Here is an 11,418-nt window from a genome sequence, read left to right on the forward strand (position 1 = left end):
CCTCCGATGAAGCGCATCGTATACGGACTTCTTGCCACCCTGAGCGGCGTCGTCCTCTTGTTCAGCTACCGCACCTCGCTTGAAGCGGTCGCGCCGGTCGCCGCCGACGAGACGGCAGGCACCACAACCGTCACGCCCGAAGCCACGCCATCGGCATCCGCCAGCCCGTCGACGACAACCGAGAGCGCAACGTCAACGCCCTCGCCCTCGGCGACCGCCGCCGACTCCACGGCGACCGACAGCACGACAACGACCACGACGGGGCTCGCCGACGGAACCTACACCGGGGATGCGGTGCGCACGCGATACGGGAACGTCCAGGTGCAGATCACGGTCAGTGGTGGTGTGATCACAGACGTGCAGGTGCCGCAGTATCCGAGCAACAACCGCGAGGATCAGCAGATCAATGCGCGTGCGCTGCCGATTCTGATCTCCGAGACGACAGAGTCCCAGAGTGCCGATATCAGCATGGTGTCAGGCGCTACATACACGAGCGACGGCTACATCCAGTCGCTGCAAAGTGCCCTGGATCAGGCCCAGCAATGACACGCCTCGCACGTCGCGCGTGGGTCGAGACCATCATGGGCACTGCGGTCTCCTTGCACGCCCATGGGTCTCCGGCTTTCGTCGAGGCTCCGCAGACCGCGGCATCCGTGTCTCGAGCCTTCTCAGAACTTCGCGAGGCCGACCGGATCTTCTCGACCTATCGAGAGGACTCGGAGATCAGCCGTCTGCGCCGCGGCGAGATCACGCTCGACGATGCGCATCCGTTCGTTGCCGAGGTCGCCACGGCGTGTCTTGACGCCGAGCAGCGCTCCGGTGGCCGGTTCTCGGCTACCTGGCGTGGCTGGTTCGACCCGACAGGCTACGTCAAAGGGTGGGCTGTCGAGCGGGCGGCACGGATGCATCTTCTGCCGCTCCTGGCCGCGACCGGCGCGACAGCGATCGGTATCAACGCGGGCGGTGACATGCAGGTGGGCACGTCACCGGGCAGCGACTGGGTCTGGCGCATCGGCATCGCCGACCCGCACCGCGCCGGGGAAGTTCTCGCGATCATGGATGTCGTCGATGGCGCGGTTGCGACCTCGGGAACCGCTGAGCGGGGTGCGCACATCCTGGACCCGCGCTCCGGCGAGCCAGCAACCGGCGTGCGCAGCGCGACCGTCGTCGCCGATTCCCTGGCCGAGGCAGACCTCTGGGCAACCGTCGCTGTTGTCGCCGGCGACGACCTGTCGTGGGTGGCAGCGGCGAACTCGCGGTCGGGCATGACGGTGACCGAGGACGGACGCGTTCGGCGATGGGTGGGCGCGACCGAGGTATCGGTCGTCACATACGCGGACTCGGCAGCGCGATGACGAACGTCGTGCCCCCGGATGAGGTCGACTCGACCTCGATCCGGCCCGCGTAACGCGTGAGCACGTCTCGCACCAGCGCGAGCCCGAGTCCGAATCCGCGTCGCCTCCCTGTCTCTGATCCGCGGGCGAACCTTTCGAAGATGCGCTCGGCGTCGGCCGGGTCGATCCCGCTGCCCTGATCGCTGACACGGATCTCCACGTCGTCCCGGGCCGTCGCAGCCGCGATCGTCACCACGGCGCCCCGGGGACTGTGCTGGATCGCGTTGTCGACGACGGCCATCAGGATGCGAGTGAGGGTGGGAAGCGGCATCCGCACAGCCCGGTCGGTCGAGAAGACCTCCAGCGTCACGCCGCTGTCATCGGCGAGCGGCTGGAGGCGGGAGACCGCGGCATCCATCGCTTCACCGACGGGTGCGAGAGCGGTCGTTTCGGCCTTGCCTTCGGCTGCCATCAACAGATCGGTGAGCATGTCGTTCATCGCGTCGGCGTCGGAGCGCAGCTGGTCGAGAGCCTCGGCGACATCTCCCCCGCGTTCCAGACGTCGCTGGGCGATCTGGATGCGGCTGGTCAGGGTTGTCAGTGGCGTGCGCAGTTCGTGACTGGCGTCGGCGACGAAGTTCCGCTGCAGCCGCAGCGCTTCACCGAGGGGGCGCACGGCACGGCGGGCGGCGAACCACGCGATCAGCGACAGGATGATGACGCCCAGGATGCCGAGCCCGATGACCCAGGGGAGCACCCGGTCGACGTCGACCACGAGATCATCCCCCGACCCGCGATGGCCACCGGGAAAGCCGGTTCCGTGTTCGTCGTTCTCGATACGCGCACGCAGCAGGATGACGGTGACCAGCACCGACACCCCGAGCGCGATGACGATCGCCGACGCCGCAGCAACCCACACCCCGACAGAGAAGGCGGCCCGCTGGACGCGGCGCCGGTCGGCAGCTTCTGGGCTCGTCATGACGGCTGCCCGACCCGGTAGCCGCGAGCACGCACCGTCTCGATCATCTCGGGAACCGACTTGCGCCGGATGTAGTGCACGTAGGTGTCGACCGAGCCCGGGGTGTCGCCCTCGTGAAACACGGCACCCACGATCTCTTCTCGACTGAACACATGCTCGGGGCTGGCGCTGAGCACATCCAGCAGCGCGGTCTCGGTCGACGTGAGCGCGACCCGTGCTCCGGACGGCCCGTACAACGCCTGGGACTCGGGAACGAAGACCCACTCGCCGAGCGCGCGACGGTGCTGCTCTGCGCGGTAGCCGCGCACGAGAGCCCGGATGCGAGCGAGCAACTCGCCGTAGTCGAACGGCTTCACGAGGTAGTCGTTGGCGCCGGCATCCAGTCCCTCGACCCGGTCATCGACGGCGCCGAGGGCCGTCAGCAGCAGGATGGGCGTCGTGATGCGAGCGGTGCGGATTGCGCGCACCAGATCGATTCCGTCGCCACCGGGAAGCCGTCTGTCGATCACCATCACATCGAATCGCTGCTGCAGCGCGCGTGCCCGAGCAGTAGCGACGTCGGAGGCGTGGACGACGGTGTGGAACTCCGAGAGCACCTCGATCGTCATCTGGGCGACGTCCTGGTCGTCTTCGACGTACAGCACGTCGGCGTGCGGACCGCTGTCGTACGGCATGATGCCTCCCGGGGCAACGCTAGCGCGCAGACCTATCCGTCTGCTGGAGCGCGGGGATCCTCCCCAACCGGACTCGGGAATCGTGGACTGTGGATAGTGCCGTCGGGGCGGATGCCGCGGGCTACCGTGGTGGACATGAACCGCCGCCGTCCGCTTCGAGCCGCGTCGATCGTGATCGCCGCGATGCTCGGTGCCGGGTCGCTCGCCGGCTGTGGGCCGACGGATCCGTCACCCACCCCGACGCCCACTGGGTTCGCCTCCGAGGAGGAGGCATTCGCTGCCGCGGAAGCCACCTACCGGGCGTACGTGGATGCCCTGAACCAGGTCGATCTCAGCGACCCCTCGACCTTCGAGGAGGTCTACCGCTGGACCACCGGAGATGCGAATGCCGCCGAGCGCGAATCACTCAGTGGAATGCATGCGAACGGCTGGACTGTGTCTGGCACGAGCGAAGTCACAGGTTTCAACCCGACGTCCTGGGATGCGGGTGCTGGCACGATCGACGGAATAGCCTGCCTTCGCGTGGCAGATGTCACGCTGACTGATCGCGATGGCAACTCAGTCGTGAGCACGGATCGTCCGGATACTCAGTCGGTAATGATTGTGGCAAGCGTCTCCCCCGACTCGCCGACGGGTGCACTGCTGTCGGTCGTTGATGGATCGAATAGCGAACAATGCGGCTAGCCAGCCTGATAGTGCTCACCGCGTTGAGTGCGGCCTCTCTGATGCCGACCGCCGTCGGAGGCTCCGGATGCGCGAGCAACTCCGCATGGTCGGGCAATTGCAGTGTCTCAAACAACGGGAGCCAGGTCGACGTCGGCGGCACCGCGAACCAGCCGGGCTCTGGCGGCGGATCCGGAAAAGGCGGCACGGGCGGGTCCCAGGGCGGGGGCGGCTCCAGCGGCAACTCCGGAACGGCCGAGAGCTCCCCGGCCACCGAGGAGTGCCCCATCGTCGGGTGCCGAGGCAACTACACCGTCGTCACGTATCCGGATGTGACGATCGACGATCTCGCAAGCTTCGTCCCGGCGCGCCCGAGCCTCGGTGGCGAGCCCGCCGGTTTCGGGGTCGTGGGGACACCCACGAACATCGTGGCCGGGGCATCCACACACACCCTCACCGGCCCGCTGCTCGGCTGGGATGTGACAGTGAGGTTCCGACCGGCCGGTTACGTGTTCGACTACGGCGACGGATCGAGCGCTCGGACAACGACCGGAGGTGCGACCTGGGCGTCGCTGGGACTCCCCCAGTTCAGCCCGACGTCAACAAGTCACGTCTACCGCGAGCGCGGGACGTACACCGTCTCTCTCACGCTGCAGTATGCGGCTGACGTCGACTTCGGCAGCGGATGGCGCGCCGTACCCGGCTACGTCAACGCCCCGGCTCCGCCCTACAGCCTCGAGGTTCTCGAGGTCCGCACAGCCCTGGTCGACCGCACCTGCGCCGAGAACCCCACCGGCCCCGGCTGCTGAGAGGCCTTGCCCTCCGCGCGGCAGTCCCACCGTTGGCGGCGCATGCCAGGATGGGCGCGTGGCTGAACGATTGATGTTGCTCGACTCCGCGTCGCTGTACTTCCGCGCGTTCTATGGCGTTCCTGACACGGTGAAGGCGCCGAATGGGATGCCGGTCAACGCGGTTCGTGGATTCCTCGACATGATCGCGAAACTCGTCACCACCTACGAGCCGACGCACCTCGTGGCCTGCTGGGACGACGACTGGCGTCCGCAATGGCGCGTCGACCTCATCCCGTCCTACAAAACCCACCGGGTCGTCGAGGTCGTCGCGGGAGGCCCGGATGTCGAGGAGGTCCCGGATCCCCTCGAGGTGCAAGTGCCGCTCATCCGCGAGGCACTCGCCGCCCTCGGGATCACGATCATCGGCGCCGCCGAGCACGAGGCCGATGACGTCATCGGCACCCTCGCCACCCTGGCGACGATGCCCGTCGATATCGTCACGGGCGACCGCGACCTCTTCCAGCTCGTCGACGACGAGCGAAGCATCCGTGTCATCTACACCGCCCGCGGCATGAGCAACCTCGAACTCGTCACCGACCGCACCGTCGTGACCAAGTACGGCGTGCTGCCGAGTCAGTACGCCGATTTCGCAACGCTTCGCGGCGACAGCTCCGACGGGCTACCGGGCGTTGCCGGCATCGGCGAGAAGACGGCGGCGACGCTCCTGGCCGCGCACGGCGACCTCGCCGGCATCATCGCTGCAGCCGAGCGCGGCGACGGAATGTCAGCAGGCGTTCGGGCCAAGATCGCTGCGGGGCTCGACTACCTGGACGTGGCGCCCACCGTCGTCGAGGTGGTGCGCACGCTCGATCTTCCCCAGTCTGACACGCAGCTGCGACCACTCGACGACGATCAGCGCGCGGCCGCGGTCACCCTGGCCGAAACCTGGGCGCTAGGCGGGTCGGTGTCGCGCGTCATCGAGGCGCTCGCCACGACACGATGACAGCCGCGACCAGCAGCACGCAGTAGGCGAGCACGACGACAAAGGATGCCAGCAGCACGGCATCCCACCCTCCGGTCGCCTCGTGCAGGGCGCCCATCGCCGGTGCGGCGAGCGCCGCAGCCGCGTAGCCGCCGCCCTGAACGAGCGCCGACATCCCGGCAGCCTCTGCGTCGGAGCGAGCGATCGCGACGATCGTGCTGAAGATCACCACGAACCCGCCAGCGTGTCCGATGGCTCCGAAGCTCAGCCAAAGCGCTGCCCACTCGGGCGCGATGATCATGCCGAGCGTCAGCAAGATCCACGACGCGCCAATGGCAATCGCAGGAACGATCCGCGGCGTGAACCGGGCGAGCAGCGGAACAATGAACGCCCCCACCACGGCAACACCGTGGAAGAACGCCGTCAAACCGCCCGCTGCTGCTGCGCTGACCCCGAGATCGTCGGCGATGAGTGTGGGCAACCAGGTGGCGAACCCGTAGTACACGGCGGCCTGCCCCGCGAACGCGAGCAGAAGCATCCACGGCACCGGGTTCCGGAACATCGAATCGCCGCGCGTCGCCCGTCTCCCGAGCGGCACGGGCACCGGGCCGGTGAGGGTGTCGGCCTCGCGATCGGCGACGGATGCCGCGCCCGGGCGCTGCGCACCCGAGAACCGCTCGCCCCACAGCTCCCCGCGCGCGGCGGCCCGGCGCAGATGCAGGCCCCATAGCAGCATCCCGGCGATCGTGATCACCGACCACGCGACCAGGGCGAGGTTCCACCCGATCACCGAGGCGATCGGCACCGTCAGCAGCGAGGTCAGCAGCGATCCGGCGTTGAGCATCGCGACGTAGCCGGCGGTGACCAGGGCCACCCGCTCCGGCGCGACATCACGGCGAATGATGACCGGGATGACGACGTTTCCAACGGTGATGGATGCGCCGATCACGATCATCCCGGCGAGCATCCACCCGAAACCCGGAACGGCGCGCAGAAAGGTACCCAGCAGCACGCCCGTGAGGGTGATCATGAGCGCGAGCTCTGCTCCGGCGCGACGGATGACGAGAGCTGCCACCGGGGTCAGCAACGCGAACATCAGCACGGGGGCAGTTGTGAGCAGGCCCGCGGTGGCCGCTCCAATGCCGAGATCGGTCTCGATCTGCCGCAGCACAGGTGTCGGTGAGACGATGGGTCCGCGAAGGCTCAGCGCGGCGACGAGGATGCCGGCGATGACCAACCCGGCGGCGCCTCCGGCGGCACCGGGAGTGATGCGTCGGTCGGAAGCCACCCGTCGAGTCTAGGGTCGCGCCAGCGGCTCACCGCGTCGCGCGAGTTGCGACCTAAATACCCCTAGGGGTATAGTCGAAGTACGAACGTCACCGACCAGATGACCCCGGAAGGACATCCCCCATGTGCTCTCAGATTCGTTGCTCATCATGCGGCAAGATCACCTGGACCGGCTGCGGCATGCACGTCGAGCAGGCCCTCGCCGGCGTTCCCAAAGACCAGCTCTGCACCTGCAACTGACGACGCCCGCACTCAGCGTCGCGTCGCGGTCCACTCCCGAAGGCGCGCCAGCGGCCACGTCGTGACGATCCGGTCGGCCGGAACCCCCAGCCTCTCCGCGCGCTCAGCGCCGTAGTCCAGCAGCGACAGATGACCCGGCGCATGCGCGTCGGAGTCGATCGAGAACAGACATCCCTTCTCGATAGCGAGCGTGATCAGCTCATCCGGCGGGTCCTCGCGTTCCGGACGCGAGTTGATCTCGACCGCGACACCGGCTTCTGCGCACGCCTCGAACACCCGATCCGCGTTGAAGTCGGATGGCGGCCTCGTCCCCCGCTGGCCGCTGACGAGTCGCCCCGTCACGTGACCGAGAACATCGACCCTGCCGCTTCGCACGGCGCGAAGCATCCTCGCCGTCATGGGGCCGCGCTCCATCCGCAGCTTTGAGTGAACTGACGCCACAACGATGTCGAGCGAGCGCAGTAGTTCGTCCTGCTGATCAAGCCCGCCGTCCTCGAGGATGTCGACCTCGATGCCCGTGAGCAGGGTGAACCGGTCGTCACGGAAGCTTTCCACGATCGGGATCTGATCGCGCAGTCGCTGGGCCGACAGACCGTTCGCCACGCGCAGCCGCGGCGAGTGGTCTGTCAGCGCGAGATACTCGCGTCCGAGCTCGCGCGCCGCCTTCACCATCGCCGCGATCGGCGTCGTGCCGTCCGACCAGTCCGAATGGCTGTGCAGGTCGCCCCGCAGCTGCGCACTGAGCGCGGACGGCCGGATGCCGGCCCGCTCCCGCAGTTCCGCGAGATAGTCCGGAACGCGCCCCTCACGAGCCTGCACGATCACCGCGAGGGTCGAGTCTCCGATTCCCTTCCGGCGCCGCAACCCCGCCGTATCGGCCAACTGCGCGGCATCCAGTCTTTCGATCGCTGCCGCGGCGGCACGAAACGCCTTCGCCTTGTAGCGGATCGCCCGCTCGCGCTCCAGAAGCAGGGCGATCTCGACCAGCGCGTCGTACGGCTGCAGCTCCGGCTCGCTCATGACGCCCAGCCTGACACGCCCTACCGACGCGCGCACCGACATCTGCAGGTAGGCAAAATCCCGGGCGTAGGTCGACTGCTGTTGCGATCGACCTACGCCCGGGAGAAGTCCTACCTCCGCGAGGAGGATCGGCAGGGCGTCAGCGCGTCAGGGTGTAACTCCCGCGCGCTTGACGACGACGGGGGCGCTGGCGAGGCGGTGGAGGGCCCAGCCGAACAGGATGGAGAGCACACCGATGCCCATCGCGAAAGCGGAGACACCAAAGCTGACGACCGAGGTGAACAGGGATGCCCGCAGGAACGATGCGTTCATCATGGTCGCGCGCACCGGGTCCTCGCGGTCGAGCTCGGCGTAAGTGGCACCGCCGGATGCCTCGAGGGCGTGGTGCTGAATGATGTCGGCCTGAACGTAGGCGGTGAAGGGGCCGGCGACCGTCTGGCCCTGGAAGGCGATCGCGTCCTCGGGGATGGTGATGTTCTCGGCGCGCAGCTGGCTCGAGACGGTAGCCCACACGACGATGCCCACGATGATGAGCAGGGCGCCGCCGACGATGCCGAGGATCCCCACCACCTTCACGAGACCGAGGTTGCGGGCGGGCGCCTGAACGGTGTCAGTGGCGCTGGCTGTGTCGGTGGCGGACATGGCGATTTCTCCTTCAGGGACATGCATCGTCGGGGGGATTCGACGGTGTCTCTCACCGTCGACATCCACGGTACGAAGCCGGCCAGCCTACGGAAAGTGACGTAGGTCCCCTGACGAGAAATTCGGTGAATGACCCAGGTCAGGGCGCGAGCGCAGCAGTCGCCTCGGCCCACGCGTCCAGCTTTGCCGCAGCAGCACCCGAGTCGATAGCCGCAGCGGCGTCCACTTGCGCCTCCCGCAGACGCTCAACAATGGGCACCTGCGCCTGCGCGGCATCCTGCGACAGCCGGAACGCCACGATCCCCGCAGCCGCGTTCAGCAGCACGATGTCACGCACCGGCCCCGTCTCGCCCGCCAGCACACGCCGGACGATCTCGGCGTTGTGGTCGGGCGCGCCACCGCGAAGATCGTCGAGCATCGCAAGCGGGATGCCGAGATCCCGCGGATCGAGATCGTGCTCGTGGATGTCGCCGCGCGACACTTCCCAGATTCGGCTGTGTCCGGTGGTGGTCAGTTCATCGAGCCCGTCGTCGCCGCGGAACACCAGCGCTGTTGCGCCGCGGGTGCGGAACACGCCGGTGATGAGAGGAACGCGGTCCAGGTGCGCGACGCCCACCGCGTTCGCCTCGGCGCGGGCGGGGTTGCACAGCGGGCCGAGGAAATTGAAGACCGTCGGAACCCCGAGCTCGGCGCGCGTGGGCCCGGCGTGCCGGAATCCGGGGTGGAATGCGGCAGCGAAGGCGAAGGTGATGCCGGCGCGGTCGAGGACCTCGGCGACGGCATCCGGCGAGAGGCGAAGATCAATGCCGAGCGCCGAGAGGACGTCGGAAGACCCGGATGCAGAACTCGCCGCCTTGTTCCCGTGCTTGACGACCGGGATGCCGGCGGCAGCGGCGACGATCGATGCTGTCGTAGACACATTGACGGTGCGATGACGGTCTCCACCGGTTCCGACGATGTCCAGGACGTGAGGATCCACGGGAAGCGGGAGCGCAGCCTCGAGGATTGCGTCGCGGAAACCCACGATCTCATCGACGGTCTCGCCCTTCGCGCGGAGGGCGATGAGGAATCCGGCCAACTGCGAGGCAGTCGCCTCTCCAGCCATGATCTGGCGCATTGCCCACGTCGACTCCGACACGCTGAGGTCATCACCCTCGAGGAGGGCGCTGATGATCGAGGACCATGACGACTGCTGGGTCATGGCTCCGAGCGTAGCGGGGCGGGCAACTGAGGTGCACCTAAGTCGCAAACCACCTCACATCAGTGGTGGCTCATGCGAAACCCCAGGCAAATCTTCAGCCATAATGAAGAATGTGACCACCAGCTCAGCGACGTACTCCCAGGCCATGCGGTCGGTCAAGCGACCCGACCCGGTCGCAGTTGGAACAATCGTGTGGCTCGGCAGCGAAGTCATGTTCTTCGCCGGCCTTTTCGCGATCTATTTCACACTGCGAAGCACCTCCCCCGACCTGTGGGCCCAAGAGACCCAGCTGCTGAACGTTCCGTTCGCCGCGGTCAACACCACGATCCTGGTGCTCTCATCCGTCACCTGCCAGATGGGTGTGTTCGCTGCTGAGCGCTTCCAGCCGTACACGGTCAAGACCAACAGGTTCCGCGACCGCTGGGGCATGGTCGAGTGGTTCTGGCTGACCTTCGCCCTCGGCGCCATCTTCGTGTCGGGCCAGGTGTGGGAGTACGCCCAGCTCGTCGCCGAGGGGATGCCGATCCAGGCGAACGCCTACGCTTCGGCCTTCTACCTGACGACCGGCTTCCACGCCCTCCACGTGACCGGCGGTCTCATCGCCTTCCTCCTGGTGATCGGACGCGCCTTCGCGGTCAAGAACTTCGGCCGCAAGGAAATGACGTCATCCATCGTCGTGTCGTACTACTGGCACTTCGTCGATGTCGTCTGGATCGCCCTGTTCCTCGTCATCTACTTCCTCAAGTAACCCGAGCGGAGCTGAATCACCCTCATGGCACGACAGACCAAGCGCCGCTCCAGCGGCCGCCGGAGCCCCTGGGCCGCGACCGCGCTCATCGGCATCGGACTGCTCATCACCGGCGGCGTCTACGCTGGCGCCTCCGCCGCGATGGCAGCTACCGAGCCTGACACGGCAACAGCCACGAGCCTCACGATCGAAGACGGCAAGAAGCTGTTCCAGGCCAACTGCGCCACCTGCCACGGGCTTGACCTACAGGGCACCGAGAACGGCCCCTCGCTCTACGGTGTCGGCGCCGTCGCCGTGGACTTCCAGGTCGGCACGGGCCGGATGCCGTTGCAGATGCAGGGGCCCCAGGCTCCCCAGAAGCCGGTGCAGTTCACAGACGACCAGATCCTCGCGATGGCCAACTACGTGCAGTCCGTCGCCCCCGGTCCCGACTTCCCGGACCCGGAGATCCTCGACGGCGGCGGAGACGTCGCCCGTGGCGCCGAGCTGTTCCGCATCAACTGCGCGATGTGCCACAACGTCGCGGGTGCCGGTGGCGCCCTGACGGAGGGCAAGTACGCCCCGGCACTGACCGAGGTCAGCGCTCTGCACATCTACGCCGCCATGGTCACCGGCCCGCAGAACATGCCGGTGTTCAACAACATGTACCTGACCGACGAGGACAAGCGAGACATCATCTCGTCGCTGCTGTACATCCAGCAGACCGAGTCCCCGGGCGGGTTCAAGCTCGGATCGCTCGGGCCGGTCGCCGAGGGTCTGTTCATCTGGATCTTCGGAATCAGCACCCTGATCGCGATCACCGTGTGGATCACGGCGAAATCCAACTGACCTCGCACACCGAATACGTAGCAAGACGC

At 67.2% G+C, this 11,418-nt stretch carries 13 protein-coding genes; 7 read left to right on the plus strand and 6 right to left on the minus strand.

Going from position 1 to position 11,418, the window contains the following annotated elements; genetic code table 11:
- Positions 1-6: 6 nt before the first annotated feature.
- Together AB0O89_RS01300 and AB0O89_RS01305 are read left to right on the plus strand one after the other, a co-directional pair.
- Positions 7-546 (plus strand): FMN-binding protein, encoded by a 540-nt coding sequence (locus AB0O89_RS01300; protein ID WP_363493517.1) that lies wholly within the window; start codon positions 7-9, stop codon positions 544-546.
- Positions 543-1,355, plus strand: a complete 813-nt coding sequence (locus AB0O89_RS01305; RefSeq protein ID WP_363493519.1) for an FAD:protein FMN transferase — start codon at positions 543-545, stop codon at positions 1,353-1,355. The genes AB0O89_RS01300 and AB0O89_RS01305 overlap by 4 nt, the downstream gene beginning before the upstream one ends.
- On the opposite strand, the gene AB0O89_RS01310 is transcribed toward AB0O89_RS01305, so the two are convergent.
- The gene (locus tag AB0O89_RS01310; RefSeq protein ID WP_363493521.1) at positions 1,327-2,313 is read right to left on the minus strand and encodes a HAMP domain-containing sensor histidine kinase; all 987 of its coding nucleotides are present in this window, start codon (positions 2,311-2,313) and stop codon (positions 1,327-1,329) included. The genes AB0O89_RS01305 and AB0O89_RS01310 overlap by 29 nt on opposite strands.
- On the minus strand, positions 2,310-2,987 hold the full coding sequence (locus tag AB0O89_RS01315; RefSeq protein WP_363493523.1) for a response regulator transcription factor: 678 nt from the start codon (positions 2,985-2,987) through the stop codon (positions 2,310-2,312). The genes AB0O89_RS01310 and AB0O89_RS01315 overlap by 4 nt, the downstream gene beginning before the upstream one ends.
- A gap of 135 nt (positions 2,988-3,122) precedes the next feature.
- On the opposite strand from AB0O89_RS01315, the gene AB0O89_RS01320 reads away from it, so the two are divergent.
- Genes AB0O89_RS01320 through AB0O89_RS01330 form a run of 3 tightly spaced genes read left to right on the plus strand, consistent with a single transcriptional unit; the run spans position 3,123 to position 5,444 of the window.
- Positions 3,123-3,671, plus strand: a complete 549-nt coding sequence (locus tag AB0O89_RS01320; RefSeq protein ID WP_363493525.1) for a hypothetical protein — start codon at positions 3,123-3,125, stop codon at positions 3,669-3,671.
- Between the two features lie 41 nt (positions 3,672-3,712).
- Entirely contained in the window at positions 3,713-4,459 is a 747-nt protein-coding gene (locus tag AB0O89_RS01325) for a hypothetical protein (protein ID WP_363493527.1), read from the plus strand.
- Positions 4,460-4,517: 58 nt separating this feature from the next.
- Positions 4,518-5,444: a 5'-3' exonuclease gene (locus AB0O89_RS01330; protein ID WP_363493529.1), complete on the plus strand. Its 927-nt coding sequence runs from the start codon at positions 4,518-4,520 to the stop codon at positions 5,442-5,444.
- On the opposite strand, the gene AB0O89_RS01335 is transcribed toward AB0O89_RS01330, so the two are convergent.
- The 4 genes from AB0O89_RS01335 to trpD form a co-directional block, all read right to left on the minus strand.
- On the minus strand, positions 5,416-6,711 hold the full coding sequence (locus AB0O89_RS01335; protein ID WP_363493531.1) for an MFS transporter: 1,296 nt from the start codon (positions 6,709-6,711) through the stop codon (positions 5,416-5,418). The two genes, AB0O89_RS01330 and AB0O89_RS01335, sit on opposite strands and share 29 nt — an antisense overlap.
- Before the next feature lie 251 nt (positions 6,712-6,962).
- Positions 6,963-7,955 carry a PHP domain-containing protein gene (locus AB0O89_RS01340; protein ID WP_363493669.1) on the minus strand — a complete coding sequence of 331 codons (993 nt, stop codon included), beginning with the start codon at positions 7,953-7,955 and terminating at the stop codon, positions 6,963-6,965.
- A 162-nt stretch (positions 7,956-8,117) separates the two neighbouring features.
- A complete protein-coding gene (locus AB0O89_RS01345; RefSeq protein ID WP_292708168.1) occupies positions 8,118-8,612 on the minus strand; it encodes an aromatic ring-opening dioxygenase LigA in 495 nt (164 codons plus the stop codon).
- A gap of 139 nt (positions 8,613-8,751) precedes the next feature.
- Positions 8,752-9,813: an anthranilate phosphoribosyltransferase gene (gene trpD / locus AB0O89_RS01350; RefSeq protein ID WP_363493534.1), complete on the minus strand. Its 1,062-nt coding sequence runs from the start codon at positions 9,811-9,813 to the stop codon at positions 8,752-8,754.
- A 103-nt stretch (positions 9,814-9,916) separates the two neighbouring features.
- Here trpD and AB0O89_RS01355 point away from each other — a divergent pair, with 103 nt between their 5' ends.
- A complete protein-coding gene (locus tag AB0O89_RS01355) occupies positions 9,917-10,561 on the plus strand; it encodes a heme-copper oxidase subunit III (RefSeq protein WP_363493536.1) in 645 nt (214 codons plus the stop codon).
- Positions 10,562-10,585: 24 nt separating this feature from the next.
- Positions 10,586-11,389: a cytochrome c gene (locus AB0O89_RS01360; protein ID WP_363493538.1), complete on the plus strand. Its 804-nt coding sequence runs from the start codon at positions 10,586-10,588 to the stop codon at positions 11,387-11,389.
- The last annotated feature ends 29 nt before the right edge of the window (positions 11,390-11,418 follow it).

The sequence above is a fragment of the Microbacterium sp. NPDC076895 genome, from assembly GCF_040687115.1.
GTDB lineage: Bacteria > Actinomycetota > Actinomycetes > Actinomycetales > Microbacteriaceae > Microbacterium.